We start from the raw sequence: 17897 nt of genomic DNA, 5'->3' as shown, positions 1-17897 counted from the left end.
GGGGGCGTCGGCGAGGGCATCGCGTTACTGCTTCCGGCGCAGGCTTCTCGGACGCAGCGGCTTTGGAGGCGGCGGCGTCGGACGCTCGATGCGCACGTACAGGCGGAAGCGCTCGTCACGGTCCGCGACCCGCCGGCCTTCCCACACCAGCTTCCACTCGAATGCCGACAGCGACGACGGTTCGCCGTAATCCGCGCGGTCCTGGCGCAGGATGACGTCGCAATCCTCGTCGAACGCGAAGTGCATGCCGCCGAAATAGGCGAAGGTCGCAATCTGCGCGTCGCCGAGACGCACCGGCGAGATACAGGTGTAGTCCGGCGGCAGATGATCCGCGATCTGCTCCGCGACATCGCGATACGTCCGGCTGTAGTTGACCACGGGCAACCACAGCGTCATGAGCAGCACCCACATCAGCGTGGTGCCTGCGCTCGACAGCACCACGCTGCGCCACAGCACCTTCGGATGCCGCGCGAGACGCCAGCGCGCCAGCAGGAACCAGCAGATGGTGACGGCCACGGCGCAGGCGAATGAAAGCAGCTTGAACTCGGGATGGAAGCCGGGCACGAGACGCGCGAGATTGCGCGCCATCGACGCCGGGAAACCGAAAATGCCGGCGGTCCACACGAGCCACACCAGCGTGCCGATGATGGTGAAGCTCAACATCGCGAACCAGTCGATGGCGTTGATCGCGCCGCGCTTCAGTGTAGGCAGCGCGAAGGTCGCGAGCACCGAGAGCGGCGGCAGCAGCAGCATGAAGAGGCGATTGGTTTCGTGCGCCTGCAGCACGACCAGCACGAGCAAGGGCCCGATGATCGAAAGCGGCACGCCGACGTGCGGCGAGCGCCGCATGCCGCCCCAGCTGACGAAGGCCCACAGCGCGAGCGGCCAGGCCGGCCAGGTGAAGAGCGGCAGGTTCTTGACGGCGTAGCCGAAGATGGAGCCAGGCGTGCCGGAGAAGAAGGAGAAGCTGTTGCGCCACCACTGGCGCAGCCACCATTCGCCGTCGTCGGGATAGAAATGGAGGGCGGGGAGCACCCAGGCGGCGATCAGCAGCACCGCGACCGGCAGGCCGTAGACGATCAGCGGCCGGGCGCGCACCTGTTTCACGATGATCGTCATCGCGAGCGTGCAGAGCAGTAACGCGAACACCAGCACCGGCGAACTGGACAGCGCCACGACGCCCAGCGCCGCGCCCCACACAAGGCCGCCGTGAATGGGCTTGTCGAGGCTGCGCACGAGGCCGTAGAGCAGCATCGCGGTGCCGGCGAACTGCGCGAGCTGCGCGGTGGTTTCGTGGCCGCGCTCGGCAAGACCGAAGCAGGCGAGCAGGATCAGAAGGGCGCCGTCGGCGAGCGTGCGGCCGTAGTCGCGCGGCTCGGGTTCGCCGCCGAACGCGTATTTGAACGGCTGGGCTTCGTCGCGGCGGCCGAGCAGATAGGCCGAATACCACACGAAGGCGCAGGCGAGACAGAAGAGCAGGCCGGTGACCACGCGCGAGGCGTTGCTCGCATCGACCCACGGGCTCAGCAGGCGGATGGCGGACGCGCCGAGCCAGTACATCAGCGGGCCATCGGCGGTGGGCGCCTTGCCGACGAGGTTCGGCAACAGCCAGTCGCGGGCGTCGCCGTTGGCCATGGTCCACATCACGCCGAAGCCTGCCGCGTCCTCGTTCTTCCATGGATCGCGCCCGAACAGGCCGAACGACGCATAGACGATGCAAATGGCAAGCAGCAGCCAGCGCGGCAGGGCGCTGGTGGCGGAGGCGGTCAGACGAACGACGGATCGCATGCGATAGGCTGTATGGAAAACGGTCCCGGTGGCGGCGCGGGCTTCGGCCGCAGGCGCGGCGGGGCTTGAGCAACCGGCATTGTAGTCGCGCGGCGGCATTACCGGCGCGTCGTTGGAATTTGCCGTAACGGGGTGCTGCAATCGTGACGGTGCGAGCAAGGACGATGCCGCGCGCGGGGCCGATGCAAGCCGGAACATAAAGCGTCCGGCGACAAAAAAGGGCAGCGAGAGCTGCCCTTTTTGCTGAGTCCGTGAAGCCCGACTTACTTCTTGGTGGAGAAGCGTGCGAACTTGTTGTTGAACTTTTCGACGCGGCCGGCCGTGTCCATGATCTTTTGCTGGCCGGTGTAGAACGGATGCGATTCCGACGACACTTCGATCTTCGCGAGCGGGTAGCTCTTGCCTTCGAATTCAGCGGTTTCGCGCGTCTGGATGGTCGAGCGGGTCACAAACTTGAAGTCGTTCGACATGTCGATGAACAGGACGTCGCGGTAATTCGGGTGAATGCCTTCTTTCATGGTCTTTCCTGGTATCTGGCGGTAGCCAACCCGCTGCGCTTACGGAGCTTACGAAGGTCCGGCGCGAGTCACTTGCCTAGGGTCGAAAAACGGCGATTATGCCAGAAAATCAGTTGGTTGACACTTCTTCGAGAGGTTTTTCGTCAGGCGTCGGCGGCGTCCAGTGCGCCCGTGCGCGCCGGATCCTGCCGGTAAAAGCGCGCCAGCAGCCGGTACAGCTCCGGATATTCGGCCTCGAAGGGCCGCGGGGTAACGAACAGCGCCTCGCTGCATACGGCGAAGAATTCGGACGGATGGTCCGCCGCATACGGATCGATCAGCGAGTCGCGCTCGAAGCGGCTCCAACGCCGCTCGGGCACCGCGTCCACGCGCGCGCAGAACTGGTCGTAGGCGTTGTCGAAGATGTCGGTGAAGGCGGCGGTGTCGAGCGGCGCATGCCAGCGGCGGAACAGCGGCGGATGGCCGTCGGCAACGCCTGTCACCATGTCGAGCTTGTGCGCGAACTCGTGGATCACCACGTTGTAGGCGTCCGAGCCATCGGCCATTTGCGCGTCTTCCCACGACAGCACGACCGGACCGCCTTCCCAGGCCTCGCCGCTCGCGTCGTGCTCGACCTCGTGCACCACGCCGTCCTCGTCCTCCACCGTCTTGCGGATGACGAACTCGCCCGGATAGACAATCACGCCGACCCAGCCGCGATACAGGTCGAGGTCGAGATTCAACACCGGCAGGCAAGCCTGCGCGGCAATGGAGACGATCATCGCGTCGGTCAGTTCGAGGTCATGCGCCGTGGAGAATTCCTTCTGCGCAATGAACAGGCTCGCGGTTTCACGCAAGCGCCCGAGATCCGCGTGGTCCAGATGGCCGAAGCACGGATAGGCGTCGAGCGTGCGTTGCCACAGGGTGTCGTCGATCGCGTATTTGCGCAGTGCGCGCTCGCGGCGTTGCGCGCCGAACCAGCGGGAAAAGAGGTTGGCCATCGGATGAGCGGTTGGCTTCGACAGACCGGATTGTACGGAGGCCGGCCGGCGCCGGGCGTAAAAAAACCGCCTGACGGGCAGGCGGTTTCGGATGTGGGCAGAAGCGGCTGGATCAGCTGCCGCCGCGACGCATCATGTCGAAGAACTCGGCGTTGTTCTTCGTCTGGCGGATCTTGTCGAGCAGGAATTCCATGGCTTCGACTTCGTCCATGTCGTGGATGAACTTGCGCAGCACCCAGACCTTCTGCAGCAGGTCCGGCTTGATGAGCAGTTCTTCGCGACGCGTGCCGGACTTGTTCAGGTTGATCGACGGATAGACGCGCTTTTCCGCGAGGCGGCGCTCGAGGTGCACTTCCATGTTGCCGGTGCCCTTGAACTCTTCGTAGATGACGTCGTCCATGCGGCTGCCGGTCTCGATGAGCGCCGTGCCGATGATGGTCAGCGAACCGCCTTCCTCGATGTTGCGCGCCGCGCCGAAGAAGCGCTTCGGACGTTGCAGCGCGTTGGCGTCGACACCGCCCGTCAGCACCTTGCCCGAGGCCGGCACGACGGTGTTGTAGGCGCGCGCGAGACGCGTGATGGAGTCGAGCAGGATCACGACGTCGTGCTTCATCTCGACCAGGCGCTTGGCCTTCTCGATGACCATTTCGGCGACCTGCACGTGACGCGCGGCGGGTTCGTCGAAGGTGGAGGCGATCACTTCGCCCTTCACCGAGCGCTGCATTTCCGTGACTTCTTCAGGACGTTCGTCGATGAGCAGCACGAACAGCACGATGTCCGGATGGTTCTGCTTGATGGCGTGCGCGATGTGCTGGAGCATCACGGTCTTGCCCGACTTCGGCGACGCGACCAGCAGGCCGCGCTGGCCCTTGCCGATCGGCGAGATCATGTCGATGATCCGGCCCGTGACGTTTTCCTCGCCGCGCATTTCGCGTTCGAGCGGCAGCGGCTTATTCGGGTGCAGCGGCGTGAGGTTCTCGAACATGATCTTATGTTTCGAGGCCTCGGGCGGCTGCCCGTTGACTTTGTCGACCTTCACCAGCGCGAAATACCGCTCGCCGTCCTTCGGCGTGCGCACTTCCCCTTCGATGGTGTCGCCGGTGTGCAGATTGAAACGGCGGATTTGCGACGGGCTGATATAGATATCGTCCGTGCTCGCAAGATACGAAGTCTCGGGCGAACGCAGGAAGCCGAAGCCGTCGGGCAGCACTTCGAGCGTGCCGTCGCCGAAAATCGTGTCGCCGCCCTTGGCGCGCTTTTTAAGAATCGCGAACATCAATTCCTGCTTGCGCAGGCGGTTCGCATTTTCGATCTCGAGGCCATTGGCCATCTCGATCAGTGCCGATACGTGCTGAGACTTGAGCTCGGATAAATGCATACGGATTTCCCGCCAGGGAGAAGAGGTGCGACGAAAAGATTTGGGAGAAGAGGTGAGCGGAACCGCTCGAGACTTAATACTTCTTGAACTCTTGTGATTCTAGCATAGCACACGCCGCTTGAGCCTCGGGTGGGCGTCGGGCGGGGCTTTTCGGCCGATGTTGTCGTCCGACAACATCGGCTGCACCACTCATGCGCGCGGGTAAAGGCGCGGGGTGGTCAGGCAAGCGCTGACGAATGACAGCGCTTGCCGGTGACGCTGTTACAGGTTGCTGTCGAGGAACGCGGTGAGTTGCGACTTCGACAATGCGCCGACCTTCTGCGCGGCGACTGCGCCGTTCTTGAACAGGATCAGCGTGGGGATGCCGCGCACGCCGAACTTGACCGGCGTCGACTGATGTTCGTCCACATTGATCTTCGCGATCTGCAGGCGATCGCCGTAATCCTTTGCGACTTCGTCGAGGATCGGGGCAATCATCTTGCACGGACCGCACCACTCGGCCCAGAAATCGAGCAGGACAGGTTTATCTGACTTGACGACATCCTGTTCGAAAGAAGCGTCGCTGATGTGCTTGATTGATTCGCTCATTGTCTGAATACCTCTATTGATTCGAGGCCCGCGTTTGAATGCTCGCCACGATAGATCAAAACTTAGGGAGACCACGTCGCCGCTGAGCGCGACTTAACCGGCTCGCCGTGCGCCGAAACAAAGGGCGCACGGCGGCAAATGTTCCATCAGAGGGCCGCGGTGCACCATTGCGTGCCGCCTGTGGATGATTCACTAATCATCTTAGCCTACTTTGCTATCCGTCGCCGGGTGCCGATAGCGATGATCTGAGGGTGAAATCCCCGAGTACAAGAGGCATTCTGAAACATTGCGTCGATGCACGCGTTTCGCGTCAAGCCTTCCAGGCGCTCGCCGTTGCATGATACAATTCAACGTGACGGGCCTCCTCGCATGGTGGCGTGGTCAACCTGGTCAGGTCGGGAACGAAGCAGCCACAGCCGCTTTCCACCAGTGCCGAGGGTCAGGCTCGTCACCTTCCGCTTTATCTCGTCTTTATCTCCCTCTCGTTTCTCGTTGCGCATCCCCTCACGTTTTTTCGCTCTCGCTGAAGCGGCTTCGTCGCGTCCGCGCACAGCATGCTCACGCCCGCGTGTGGCCTGCCGGAACGGGCGTTGCGCCAGGTCGTTGCTGATACAATTTCGCGCATGACCTATCAAGTTCTCGCACGCAAATGGCGGCCGAAATCGTTCGAGTCGCTCGTCGGCCAGGAGCACGTCGTTCGTGCGCTCACGCACGCGCTCGACGGCGGCCGTCTGCATCATGCCTATCTCTTCACGGGCACGCGCGGCGTCGGCAAGACGACGCTCTCGCGTATCTTCGCGAAGGCGCTCAACTGCGAAACCGGCGTGACCTCGAAGCCGTGCGGCGTGTGCCGTGCGTGCCGGGAAATCGACGAAGGGCGCTTCGTCGACTATGTGGAAATGGATGCGGCGAGCAATCGCGGCGTCGATGAAATGGCGGCACTGCTCGAACGCGCCGTGTACGCCCCCGTCGATGCCCGCTTCAAGGTCTACATGATCGACGAAGTGCACATGCTCACGAACCACGCCTTCAACGCCATGTTGAAAACGCTGGAAGAGCCGCCGCCGCACGTCAAGTTCATTCTCGCCACCACCGATCCGCAGAAGATTCCGGTCACCGTGCTGTCGCGCTGTCTTCAGTTCAACCTGAAGCAAATGCCGGCCGGGCATATCGTCGGGCATCTGGAGAACATCCTCAAGGAAGAGGGCATCGCGTTCGAGCAGCAGGCGCTGCGGCTCTTGTCGCGCGCGGCGGACGGCAGCATGCGCGATGCACTCTCGCTGACCGATCAGGCCATCGCCTATTCGGCCAACCAGGTGACGGAAGAAGCCGTGCGCGGCATGCTTGGCGCACTGGATCAGAGCTATTTGATCCGTCTGCTCGACGCGCTCGCCGCGGGTGACGGCGCGCTCGTGCTCGACATCGCCGACGAAATGGCGCTGCGCAGCCTGTCGTTCTCCACGGCGTTGCAAGATCTGGCGAGCCTGCTGCATCGCGTGGCGTGGGCGCAGTTCGCGCCGTCGTCGGTGCTGGACGAATGGCCGGAAGCCGCCGACATCCGCCGCTTCGCCGAGATGCTTTCCGCCGAACAGGTGCAGCTCTTCTATCAGATCGCGACCGTGGGCCGCGGCGAGCTCGGTCTCGCGCCGGACGAATACGCCGGCTTCACGATGACGCTGCTGCGCATGCTCGCGTTCGAGCCCGCCGGCGGCCCGGGCGGCCCGGGCGGCGGCGTCGCGGTGAGCGCGCCCGCGCCCGCCAGGCAGGCTCGCGGTGCGGCGCTGGCCGGCGCGATGGCCGGGCGCGCAGTCAGCCCGGCGCCGGCTCTGAAGTCTGCGGCGGCCGTCGAGACGACGGCTGTGGCGCCCGTGGCGCTTGCGCCTGTCGTAGAGCGTGTGCAGCCGACGATTCGGCCGGAGGCAGCCGCACCGGTCGATGCGCCCACGGACCAACTGGCAGCTGTCGAAGCACGTGAAGCGGTGCCGGTCACGAACACGCCAGCGCTCGAAGCGGTGTCAGTTGCGAACAAGCCCGTGCCCGAAGCGGCGCAAGTAGCGAACAAGCCCGTTCCCGAAGCGGTGCAAGTAGCCAACAAGCCCGTGCCCGAAGCGGTGCAAGTAGCCAACAAGCCTGTGCCCGAAGCGGCACAGGTCGCCAGCAAGCCTGTTTCCGAAGCCGCGCCAGTCGCGAACAATCCCGCGCCCGAAGCGGCGCCGGTCGCCAACAAGCCCCTGCCCGAAGCGGCGCGGCAAGCCATCGAGGAAGCGGCGCCCGCAGCAGCTCGCGCCTCCAGAGCCGAGCTCGCCGCGCCGCGTACAACGGGCGGCGCGAGCGCGGCGCTCGAAGTGCTGCGCAGTGCGGGCATGCGCCTTTCGTCGGATCGCGGCGCGCGCGGGGCCGCCGCTGCGGAAGCCGCACCGAAACCTGCACCGAAGGCCACGCCCAAGCCCGCCGTACCCGTGCCGGTTCCCGTCGCGCGCCGCGAAACCAGCGCCGCAGCCGAGCAGCCGCCCCAGCCGGAAGCGAAGCCCGCATCGGCGCCCGCCGGCAAGTCGAAAGTCGTCCCGCCGTGGGAAGACATGCCGTCCGACGACTACCCGCCGCCCGGCTCGGAAGACGAATACTTCATGCCGCCCGACGACGGCTTCGTGCCCGCGTTCGACAGTGGTCCCGACGACCTGCACTTCGGCAGCGAGCCGTCCGCGCAGCCCGCGCCGCAACCGAAGATCGACACGACGCCGTTGCCGCCCGCCGTCCCGCTCGACGCACTCGGCCTGACGCTCGAATGGGCCGCGCTCGCAATCGATCTGCCGCTGAAGGGCGTGGCTTACCAGCTCGCGTTCAACAGCGAACTCACCGCCTGCGACGCCTCGTCGCTCACGCTCGCAGTGCCGGTGCAGATGTACACCGACGCCGCGCATGTCGCGAAGCTCAAGGCCGCGCTCGCCGAAAAACTCGGCCGTGCACTCGACGTCACCGTCAACGTCGGGCCCGCACGCCGCACCGCCGCCGCGCTCGATGCCGCCGCGCGCGCGCGACGCCAGCAGGAAGCCGAGCAGGAAATCACGCAGGATCCGTTCGTGCAGTCGCTGATCCGCGATTTCGGCGCGAGCATCGTGCAGGGATCGATCAAGCCGATCGCCGCGACGGGCGCGAATCCGTCTTGACGAAGCACGTCGTGCAGCCGCATTGAATACCGGGCGCCGTCATCGCGCGTGCACCCGTCCGTCACACGTTTTCCAGTAAGGAGCCGAACCATGATGAAGAACCAACTCGCCGGGCTGATGAAACAAGCCCAGCAGATGCAGGAAAACATGAAGAAGATGCAGGACCAGCTCGCGCTGATCGAGGTCGAGGGCCAGTCGGGCGCCGGTCTCGTCAAGGTGACGATGACCTGCAAGAACGACGTCAAGCGCGTGTCGATCGACCCGAGCCTGCTCGCCGACGACAAGGACATGCTCGAAGACCTGGTCGCCGCCGCGGTCAACGACGCCGTGCGCAAGGCCGAAGCCACCACGCAGGAAAAGATGAGCGGCATGACCGCCGGCATGCCGATGCCGCCCGGCTTCAAGCTGCCGTTCTGAACCTGCGCGCCGGACGTCTGGCCGGCGCGTCACGAGGACACATGAAACAACCTTCCGCCCTGGCGGCGCTGGTCGAGGCGCTGCGCGCGCTGCCCGGCGTCGGCCCGAAATCGGCGCAGCGCATGGCGTATCACCTGATGCAGCATGACCGCGCCGGCGCCGAGAAACTCGGCGCGTCGTTGCTGTTCGCGACCGAGCATCTCAAGCACTGCGCCCAGTGCAACACCTTCACCGAAGCCGAGATCTGCGAAGTCTGCAGCGACGAAGAGCGCGACCCCGCGTTCCTGTGCGTGGTCGAAACACCCGCCGACCAGATCATGCTCGAGCAGACCCTCACTTATAAGGGGCTGTATTTCGTGCTGATGGGCCGGCTGAGTCCGCTCGACGGCATCGGACCGAAGGAAATCCATTTCGAACGGCTGATTGGCCGCGCGGTCGACGGCATCGTGCAGGAAGTCGTGCTCGCGACCAACTTCACGAACGAAGGCGAGGCCACCGCGCACTATCTCGCGCAGACGCTCAAGGCGCGCGGCCTGAAGGTGACGCGGCTCGCTCGCGGCGTGCCGGTGGGCGGCGAACTCGAATATGTCGATGCGGGCACCATCGCGCGTGCGATGCTCGATCGGCGCTCCGTATGAAGGACCTGATCCGATGACTGAAACCGAAGCCCTCGCGCTCGCCACCCATCGTCATTACAAGGGCGGGCTGTATCGCGTGATCGGCGTCGCGCGGCACTCGGAAACCGAGGAAGCGATGATCGTCTACGAACATCTGTGGCCGCACGAGCGCGGCCTGTGGGTGCGCCCCGCGGCGATGTTCAACGAAACCCTCGCCGACGGCACCCCGCGCTTCAAGCCGCTTGACATGCCGCTCTGAGCCCGCACAAAAACAATCAAAGGAGACACGTCATGAGCACCACGTCCGGACCGCTTGCGGGCGTCAAAGTGCTGGAACTCGGCACACTGATCGCCGGCCCGTTCGCCGCGCGCTTCATGGGCGAATTCGGCGCCGAGGTCATCAAGATCGAAGACCCGAACGGCGGCGATCCCTTGCGCAAATGGCGCAAGCTTTATCCGGAAGTCGGCGGCACGTCGCTGTGGTGGGCCGTGCAGGCGCGCAACAAGAAATCCGTGACGGTGAATCTCAAGGCCGAAGAGGGCAAGGAGATCGTGCGGCGGCTCGCGAAGGAAGCCGACGTCGTCATCGAAAACTTTCGCCCCGGTCTGCTGGAGAAGCTCGGGCTCGGCTACGAGACGCTCTCGGCCGAGAACCCCGGACTCGTGATGGTGCGGCTCTCGGGCTACGGCCAGACCGGCCCGTATCGCGACCGGCCTGGCTTCGGCGCGATCGCTGAATCCATGGGCGGCCTGCGCCACATCACCGGCTATCCGGATCTGCCGCCGCCGCGCATCGGCATTTCGATCGGCGATTCCATCGCGGCGCTGCACGGCGTGATCGGCGCGCTGATGGCGCTGCATCACAAGCAGGTGAACGGCGGCAAGGGACAGGTGGTCGATGTCGCGTTGTACGAGGCCGTGTTCAACATGATGGAAAGCGTGGTGCCCGAATACGGCGTGTACGGCATGGTGCGCGAGCGCACCGGCGCGTCGCTGCCGGGCATCGTGCCGTCGAACACCTATCCGTGCCGCGACGGCAGCATCGTGATCGGCGGCAACAGCGACCCGATCTTCAAACGGCTGATGAACGCCATCGAGCGCGCCGATCTCGCCGACGACCCGACGCTCGCCTCGAACGACGGCCGCGTACCGCGCACGCAGGAAATCGACGCGGCGATTGCCGCGTGGCTCTCGACGCGCAGCATCGACGAGGCGCTCGCCGTGCTCAACGCGGCCGAGGTGCCGGCGGGGCGCATCTACAGCGTGGCTGACATGTTCACCGATCCGCAGTACATCGCGCGCCAGATGCTGCAACGTTTTCCGTGGCAGGACGGCCGCGAGATCACGCTGCCGAACGTCACGCCGAAGCTCTCCGAGACGCCGGGGGAGACGCGCTGGCTCGGGCCGCAACTTGGCGAACATACGGATGAAGTCCTGCAGACGCTCGGGTATCATGCCGACGATATTGCACGGCTGCGCGCGGCCAAGGTGATCTGAACCCGGCCTGAATGCGTTCAAACACGCGATAGACAACAACAAAGTCCAGGAGACTAGAACGATGAAACGCAGAACCTTCCTCGCGAGCGGCGCCGTGCTCGCGGGTGGCGCACTCTCGAATATGCCGCTCGCCTTCGCCCAGGCCAAGCTCGAACAGAGCAAGGTGTCGATCGCCGTCGGCGGCAAGAACCTGTTCTACTATCTGCCGCTCACCATCGCCGAGCGCCGCAACTACTTCAAGGACGAAGGGCTCGAAGTCGAGATCTCCGACTTCGCCGGCGGCGCCAAGGCATTGCAGGCCGCGGTCGGCGGCAGCGCGGACGTCGTGTCCGGCGCGTTCGAACACACGCTGTTGTTGCAGGCCAAGAATCAGTATTTCCGCGAATTCGTGCTGCAAGGGCGCGCGCCGCAGATCGTGCTCGCCGTCTCGAAGAAGACGATGCCGAACTACAAGTCGGTCGCGGACCTGAAGGGCAAGAAGATCGGCGTGACGGCGCCGGGTTCGTCCACCTCGATCATGGCGAGCTTCGTGCTCGCGCAGGCTGGCCTCAAGGCAACGGATGTCGCGTTCATCGGCGTCGGCGCGGGCGCGGGCGCGATCGCTGCGCTGGAGTCGGGGCAGATCGACGCCATCGCCAATCTCGATCCGGTCATGACCAAGCTCGAGCGCGCGGGCGAGATCCGCATCGTCTCGGACACGCGCACGCTCGCGGACACGGTCAAGGTGTTCGGCGGCAACATGCCGGCCGGCTGCCTGTATGCATCGCAGAGTTTCATCACGAAGAACCCGAACACCACGCAGGCCCTGACCAACGCGATGGTGCGCGCACTCAAGTGGCTGCAGAGCGCATCGGGCAAGGACCTGATCGCGGCGGTGCCGGAAGGCTATCTGCTCGGCGATCGCGCGCTCTATCTCGATTCGTGGCAACACGTGAAGGAAGCGCTTTCGCCGGACGGCCTGATGCCCGCCGACGGCCCCGCAACTTCGCTCAAGACCTTGCAGGCCTTCGACGAAACCGTGAAGGGCAGGCCGATCGATCTCTCGAAGACCTGGACCAACGACTTCGTCAAGAAGGCGCTCGCCAACGTCAAGGCCTGACCGATGTCCTCGTCTTCCACCCCCGCGCTCGAACTGGCCGACGTCACCTGCACGTTCGTGTCGCGCGCGAGCCGCAAGGACCGCTACACGGCGGTCCGCGATACCAGCCTCGCGATCGCGCCGGGCGAATTCGTTTCCGTCGTCGGGCCGACCGGCTGCGGCAAGTCGACCTTGCTGAACGTGTCGGCGGGACTCCTCACGCCTTCGTCCGGCGCCGTGAAGGTGTTCGGCGAGCCGCTCGTCGGCATCAACCAGCGTGCGGGCTACATGTTCCAGGCCGACGGCCTGATGCCGTGGCGCTCCGCGCTCGACAACGTGACGGCGGGCCTCGTGTTCCGCGGTATGTCGAAGCGCGACGCCGACGCGCGCGGCGAGGAATGGCTCAAGCGCGTGGGCCTGGGCGGTTTTGGCGACCGTTATCCGCATCAGCTGTCGGGCGGCATGCGCAAGCGTGTCGCGATGGCGCAGACGCTGATCCTCGATCCCGACATCATCCTGATGGACGAGCCGTTCTCCGCGCTGGACATCCAGACGCGCCAGCTGATGGAGAACGAGTTGCTCGACCTGTGGGCCGCCAAGCGCAAGGCCGTGCTCTTCATCACGCACGACCTGGACGAAGCGATCTCGATGTCGGACCGCGTCGTCGTGCTGGCCGCGGGGCCGGGCACGCATCCGATCGGCGAGTTCAGGATCGACCTGCCGCGTCCGCGCGATGTCGCCGAAATCCGCTCGCACCCGCGCTTCGTCGAACTGCACGCGCAGATCTGGGGCGTGCTGCGCGAGGAAGTGTTGAAGGGCTACCAGCAGCAGCTGAAGCCCGCCGCCGCCGAATAAGACCAAACGATCATGTGGAACAAGCTGCGCCCGAATCGCGGGAATCTCATCGTGTGGCAATGGCTGTTGCTGCTCGCTTGCTTCGTGCTCTGGTACGTGCTGACGAGCCCGACGCTCCTGCCGCCTTTCTATTTCGACGACGGCTCCAAGGCCGCGTTCTTCTTCGGCGAGCCGCAGAAGGTGTTGGTGCGCATCTGGGAGTGGTTCACCAGCGGCGAAATCTACGTTCACCTGTGGGTGACGCTGATCGAGACCGTGCTGGCGTTCGTGATCGGCACGGTGTCCGGTCTCGGCGTCGGCTTGTGGCTCGCGCTCGCGCCGCTGACCAGCGCGCTTCTCGATCCCTATATCAAGGCCGCCAACTCGATGCCGCGCGTGATTCTCGCGCCCATCTTCGCGGTGTGGTTCGGGCTGGGCATCTGGTCGAAGGTGGCGCTCGGCGTCACGCTGGTGTTCTTCATCGTATTCTTCAACGTCTATCAGGGCGTGAAGGAAGTGAGCCCGGTCGTGCTCGCCAACGCCCGCATGCTCGGCGCGAACCGCAAGCAACTGCTGCGGCACGTGTATCTGCCGAGCGCGACGAGCTGGGTGTTCTCCAGCCTGCATACGTCGGTGGGGCTGGCGTTCGTCGGCTCGGTGGTCGGCGAGTATCTCGGCTCTGCGCGCGGCGTCGGCTATCTGATCCTGCAGGCCGAAGGCACCTTCGACATCAACACGGTGTTCGCCGGCATCCTCGTGCTGACGGCCTTCGCGCTCGTGCTCGACGGCCTCGTCGCGCTGGCCGAGCGGCGCCTCATGAAGTGGCAGCCCAAGAGCGGCGACACGGAAAAGCTCTAGGCCGTGATGCAGGCTGTCACACAGACATGGTCAGATAGCGGCCGCGATGTTGCCGCGGTCGCCCTTTCTGCCGACGGGCGCGACAAAACATGTCAGTTGGTCTGGCGCAATTCGGTTATGGTCATCCGGGAAGACTGAATCGGCGGCGAGGCTGCATACGTCCGGCGCATCGCTGCAAGGTTCGGCTCACTTACCGCGCCATGAAGCGACCCCGCGCCTGCAGTCGTCCTGACCGCTGGGCGCCATCCGCTGGCGCGGCGTTTACTCACGCGTTTGCGCCCGTCCAGCATGAGATTGCAAGCCGACGCCACGATTGCCGTGGCCTTGCCACAGCCGATCGGAGACAGCCTGATCGGGCTCGTTCTCGTCAATAATCTCGTCCGCAATGGCTATCGGCCGGTGGTGTTCGGCTGGGTAGCGGAGCAGCTCGCGGACTGGCTACCCCACGTGGAAGTCGGACGGACAGGGGCGCACGCAGAGGCACATCGTGCTGATCGTCGCGGCGCATTCGATTTCGTCATCGAGCTGCGGCCCACCCGTTTCGGTCCCGCGCTGAGCCGCACCGGGCGCACCCTCTGTCTGTCCGAGTTGCCCGAGTACGGCGGCTCGAAACACATGGTGGATCGTGTGGTCGATATCGGCGTCAACGTGCTGCATCTGCGTGACGTCACGCGGTCCAACGGGCTCGTCGTGCCGCGCGGCGTCGTGCGCGGTAGGGTCGCGCACCGGGTGGTCATCCATCCCACCGGAAGTCATCCCGAAAAGATGTGGGCGCGTCACAAATTCCTGGCGTTGTCCCGCGCGCTCACTCGCCGTCAGTTGCTGCCGAGCTTCCTCGTCGCGCCCGCCGAGCTTGCCGGCTGGGACGACATTCCGCGCGAGGGCCACGAACTCAACGCGCTCACGCGCCTGGGCGATGTCGCCACGTGGATCGCCGAATCGGGCTGGTTCATCGGCAACGATTCCGGGCTCGGCCATCTGGCGTCGGCCATCGGCGTGCCTACGCTCACCTTGTTCATGCGGCGCGGACTCGCGCGTTCCTGGCGGCCCGGCTGGGGACCGGGCGCGGTGGTGCTGCCGCCGTCGGTGGTGCCGTTCGCGGCGTTGAAGGAACGGTTGTGGAAACAGTTGCTGACGGTGCATCGCGTGATGTCGGCGTTCAGCGATCTTCAGACCGCCCACATGCGTCCCGCCGATAACCCGCTTTATATGCGGCGTGACGTCGACCGCGCCCGCGCGCGCATCCTGCCGGACGCGTAGCGCGCGGTGCCGCTTCGCTTCACGGCGTTCACATCTCGATCACGATTTTCCCCGTCACGCGCCGGTTCATCATGTCGTCGAGCGCCTGCGGCGTCTGGTCGAGCGTATAGCGCTTCGTGATGACCGGGCGCAACTTGCCGGTTTTGATCCACTCGATCAATGCGGCGAATTCCTGTTCGACGAGCGCGTGCTCATGCTTCATGTGATGGCCCCAGAACACGCCCACCACGCTCGCGCCCTTCAACAGTGCAAGGTTGAGCGGCAGCTTCGGAATCTCGCCATTCGCGAAGCCCACCACGAGATAGCGCCCGCGCCAGCCGATACTGCGAAACGCCGGTTCGGCATACGCGCCGCCGACGGGGTCGAAGATCACATCGGGACCCTTGCCGCCAGTGAGTGTCTTGATGCGTTCGCGCAAGTCTTCACGGGCGTAGTCGATGACATCGTCGGCGCCGTGCTCGCGACAGAACGCGAGCTTCTCCGCGCTCGATGCCGCCGCGATCACGCGCGCGCCCACCAGCTTGCCGATCTGGATCGCCGCGAGCCCGACGCCGCCCGCCGCGCCGAGCACGAGCAGCGTGTCGCCGGCCTGCAATGTGCCGCGATCGACCAGCGCATGATACGAGGTGCCGTAGGCGAGCATGAACGCGGCGGCGGCGGAGAAATCGAGATTGTCGGGAAGCGCGATCACGTCCGCTGCGCTAACGCGCGCCTGTTCGGCGAACGCGCCGTGCGCCGCATAGGCGGCCACCCGCATGCCCGGCGCGAAGCCGGTGACGCCGGCGCCCACTTCACGCACGACGCCCGCGAACTCGGCGCCCGGCGTAAAGGGCAGCGGCGGCTTGAACTGGTACTTGTTCTGGATGACGAGCACGTCGGGGAAGTTCACGCTGGCGGCTTTCACGTCGATGACGAGTTCGCCCGCTTCCGGATGCAGGTCAGGCAGCGTCTCGATGGCGAGCGTGGCGGGCAATCCGTGTTCGTTGCAGCGTACGGCGCGCATGGCATCTCCTCGTTGAAGAGGCTTCAGTGTAGGGCAGGGACGGCGCCTGGAGCGAGTCTGGAGGGCGTCGTCGCGTGGGGGTTCCTCGGTTACAATCGCCGGATGCGAATCCTACTCAGCAACGACGACGGTTATCTGGCGCGCGGCATCAATGTGCTGCACGACGTGTTGCAGCCGCTCGGTGAAGTCACCGTGATGGCGCCGGAGCAGAACTGCAGCGGCTCGTCCAACTCGCTGACGCTGTCGCGGCCCCTGAGCATCCATCAGGCGCCTAACGGTTTCAATTTCGTCAACGGCACGCCCACTGATTCGGTGCATATCGCGCTGACGGGCATGCTCGAGCAGCAGCCGGATCTGGTGGTGTCGGGCATCAACAACGGGCAGAACGTCGGCGAGGACACGCTGTATTCCGGCACGGTCGCCGCCGCCACTGAAGGCTTCATGTTCGGCATTCCGGCCATCGCGTTTTCGCTGGTCGGCCGCGACTGGCTGCATCTCGAAGACGCGGCGCGCGTGGCGGCAGAGATCGTCGCGCATTATCTCGAGCATCCGATGCCCGGCCATCCGCTGCTCAACGTGAACATCCCGAGCCTGCCGTACGACCAGCTCGGCGAATGGAAGGTCACGCGGCTTGGCAAGCGCCATCCGTCGCAGCCGGTCATCCGCCAGGAGGATCCGCGCGGCAATCCGATCTACTGGATCGGTCCGTCGGGCGACGCGCTCGACGCCAGCGAAGGCACCGATTTCCACGCGGTGGCGAACGGTTTCGTGTCCATCACGCCGTTGCAACTCGATCTCACGCATACGAAACTCCTGGCCGAGACGCGCGAATGGGCGCGTGTCGGGAGCGGTCGCACATGAGCGACGAGCGCGCCAAGCGCTTTCCGCTGGCGCTCGCGGATCTGGTTCGCGAGCCGCGCAAGCCCGCGAGTCGCACCGCCGATGCGCGCGCGAAACCCGCCGCCACGCTCAAGCCGCCCACGCTCAAGCCTGCCGCGCAGCCGAAACCGGCGCCCGCGCGCACGCCGAACGCGACCATGAAAAATCCCGCGACGGCAGCGGCGTCCGCGAAACCGGCCACGTCGGTGTTTCCTGCGCGTGGCGCGGCGCACTCTGCAACCGGTGCAGGGCGGAGCGCGTCGAAGGCGCATCCGGCTGCACACACCCATCACGCGGCACACGCGCCCCGCGCATCCGGACGCGATCTGAACGCCGCCTCGCCGGGCACGAAGAAAGGCGCGCCCAATGTCGCGCTGGCCGGCACGCAGACGCTCACGTCGGAACGGGTGCGGGCGCGCATGGTCGAACGCCTGCGCGCGAACGGCGTGACCGACCCGCGCGTGCTCAATGCCATGGCGGTGGTGCCGCGCCACATGTTCGTCGATCCCGGGCTCGCCCCGCAGGCGTATGAAGACGCCGCGCTGCCCATCGGTCATCACCAGACTATTTCGAAGCCGTCGGTCGTCGCGCGCATGATCGAACTCGTCGCGACCGGACGCAGCCTGACCAAGGTGCTGGAAATCGGCACGGGCTGCGGCTATCAGGCGGCAGTGCTGTCGCAAGTCGCGGCGGAGGTGTATTCGATCGAGCGCGTGCGTTCGCTGTCCGAGCGTGCCAAGCTCAATTTGCGGCCGCTGCGCGTGCCGAACATCCGGCTGCATTACGGCGACGGCCGGCTGGGACTCGCCGCCGCCGCGCCGTTCGACGCCATCGTGATCGCCTGCGCGGGCCTCGACGTGCCGCAGGCGCTGCTCGAGCAACTGGCGGTGGGCGGCAAGCTCGTCGCGCCGGTCGGATCGCAGGCCGCGCAGTCGCAGGTGCTGACGCTCGTCACCCGCGTCTCGGCCACGCAATGGCGGGAAGAGCAGCTCGATCGCGTTTTCTTTGTACCCTTAAAATCCGGAGTGATTTGAC

17 protein-coding genes and 1 other RNA gene are annotated in these 17897 nt (G+C 65.3%); 12 read left to right on the top strand and 6 right to left on the bottom strand.

Translation table 11 applies throughout. The annotated features are described in order from the left end of the window. Positions 1-24: 24 nt before the first annotated feature. The 5 genes from QCE63_RS09325 to trxA all read right to left on the bottom strand — a co-directional run bounded on the left by QCE63_RS09325 (position 25) and on the right by trxA (position 5252). Positions 25-1788 (bottom strand): glycosyltransferase family 39 protein, encoded by a 1764-nt coding sequence (locus tag QCE63_RS09325; RefSeq protein ID WP_309832452.1) that lies wholly within the window; start codon positions 1786-1788, stop codon positions 25-27. Positions 1789-2051: 263 nt separating this feature from the next. After that, positions 2052-2306 (bottom strand): type B 50S ribosomal protein L31, encoded by a 255-nt coding sequence (locus QCE63_RS09320; protein ID WP_309832451.1) that lies wholly within the window; start codon positions 2304-2306, stop codon positions 2052-2054. Positions 2307-2449: 143 nt separating this feature from the next. Next, entirely contained in the window at positions 2450-3286 is an 837-nt protein-coding gene (locus QCE63_RS09315; protein ID WP_309832450.1) for a zinc-dependent peptidase, read from the bottom strand. 112 nt (positions 3287-3398) lie between these two features. After that, a complete protein-coding gene (gene rho, locus QCE63_RS09310; protein ID WP_309808516.1) occupies positions 3399-4664 on the bottom strand; it encodes a transcription termination factor Rho in 1266 nt (421 codons plus the stop codon). 261 nt (positions 4665-4925) lie between these two features. Beyond that, on the bottom strand, positions 4926-5252 hold the full coding sequence (trxA, locus tag QCE63_RS09305) for a thioredoxin TrxA (protein ID WP_008349330.1): 327 nt from the start codon (positions 5250-5252) through the stop codon (positions 4926-4928). 354 nt (positions 5253-5606) lie between these two features. On the opposite strand from trxA, the gene ffs reads away from it, so the two are divergent. The 10 genes from ffs to QCE63_RS09255 all read left to right on the top strand — a co-directional run bounded on the left by ffs (position 5607) and on the right by QCE63_RS09255 (position 14980). Beyond that, positions 5607-5705, top strand: an RNA gene (gene ffs, locus QCE63_RS09300) — signal recognition particle sRNA small type. 170 nt (positions 5706-5875) lie between these two features. Continuing rightward, entirely contained in the window at positions 5876-8419 is a 2544-nt protein-coding gene (locus tag QCE63_RS09295; protein WP_309832449.1) for a DNA polymerase III subunit gamma/tau, read from the top strand. Between the two features lie 90 nt (positions 8420-8509). Then, positions 8510-8836 carry a YbaB/EbfC family nucleoid-associated protein gene (locus QCE63_RS09290; protein ID WP_309832447.1) on the top strand — a complete coding sequence of 109 codons (327 nt, stop codon included), beginning with the start codon at positions 8510-8512 and terminating at the stop codon, positions 8834-8836. Between the two features lie 41 nt (positions 8837-8877). Next, complete coding sequence (gene recR / locus QCE63_RS09285) at positions 8878-9474, top strand: recombination mediator RecR (RefSeq protein ID WP_309832446.1); 597 nt, start codon at positions 8878-8880, stop codon at positions 9472-9474. Between the two features lie 13 nt (positions 9475-9487). Then, positions 9488-9712, top strand: a complete 225-nt coding sequence (locus QCE63_RS09280; protein ID WP_309808513.1) for a DUF1653 domain-containing protein — start codon at positions 9488-9490, stop codon at positions 9710-9712. A 32-nt stretch (positions 9713-9744) separates the two neighbouring features. Further along, positions 9745-10950, top strand: a complete 1206-nt coding sequence (locus QCE63_RS09275) for a CaiB/BaiF CoA-transferase family protein (protein ID WP_309832444.1) — start codon at positions 9745-9747, stop codon at positions 10948-10950. Between the two features lie 61 nt (positions 10951-11011). Continuing rightward, positions 11012-12049, top strand: coding sequence for an ABC transporter substrate-binding protein (locus QCE63_RS09270; RefSeq protein WP_309832443.1), 1038 nt, complete (start codon positions 11012-11014; stop codon positions 12047-12049). A gap of 3 nt (positions 12050-12052) precedes the next feature. Next, positions 12053-12883: an ABC transporter ATP-binding protein gene (locus tag QCE63_RS09265; RefSeq protein ID WP_309832442.1), complete on the top strand. Its 831-nt coding sequence runs from the start codon at positions 12053-12055 to the stop codon at positions 12881-12883. A gap of 12 nt (positions 12884-12895) precedes the next feature. Continuing rightward, positions 12896-13720 (top strand): ABC transporter permease, encoded by an 825-nt coding sequence (locus QCE63_RS09260; protein ID WP_309832441.1) that lies wholly within the window; start codon positions 12896-12898, stop codon positions 13718-13720. Positions 13721-14008: 288 nt separating this feature from the next. After that, a complete protein-coding gene (locus tag QCE63_RS09255; protein ID WP_309832440.1) occupies positions 14009-14980 on the top strand; it encodes a glycosyltransferase family 9 protein in 972 nt (323 codons plus the stop codon). A gap of 28 nt (positions 14981-15008) precedes the next feature. On the opposite strand, the gene QCE63_RS09250 is transcribed toward QCE63_RS09255, so the two are convergent. Continuing rightward, positions 15009-15983 (bottom strand): NADPH:quinone oxidoreductase family protein, encoded by a 975-nt coding sequence (locus QCE63_RS09250; RefSeq protein WP_309832439.1) that lies wholly within the window; start codon positions 15981-15983, stop codon positions 15009-15011. 102 nt (positions 15984-16085) lie between these two features. On the opposite strand from QCE63_RS09250, the gene surE reads away from it, so the two are divergent. Together surE and QCE63_RS09240 are read left to right on the top strand one after the other, a co-directional pair. After that, positions 16086-16844: a 5'/3'-nucleotidase SurE gene (surE, locus tag QCE63_RS09245; RefSeq protein WP_309832438.1), complete on the top strand. Its 759-nt coding sequence runs from the start codon at positions 16086-16088 to the stop codon at positions 16842-16844. After that, positions 16814-17896, top strand: coding sequence for a protein-L-isoaspartate(D-aspartate) O-methyltransferase (locus QCE63_RS09240; RefSeq protein ID WP_309832437.1), 1083 nt, complete (start codon positions 16814-16816; stop codon positions 17894-17896). Before surE ends, QCE63_RS09240 begins: the two co-directional genes overlap by 31 nt. Position 17897: the final 1 nt, after the last annotated feature.

It is taken from the genome of Caballeronia sp. LZ065 (assembly GCF_031450975.1).
In the GTDB taxonomy this organism is placed as follows: domain Bacteria; phylum Pseudomonadota; class Gammaproteobacteria; order Burkholderiales; family Burkholderiaceae; genus Caballeronia.
Note: the sequence above shows the minus strand (reverse complement) of the source record. Positions and strands in the feature narration are given on the sequence as shown.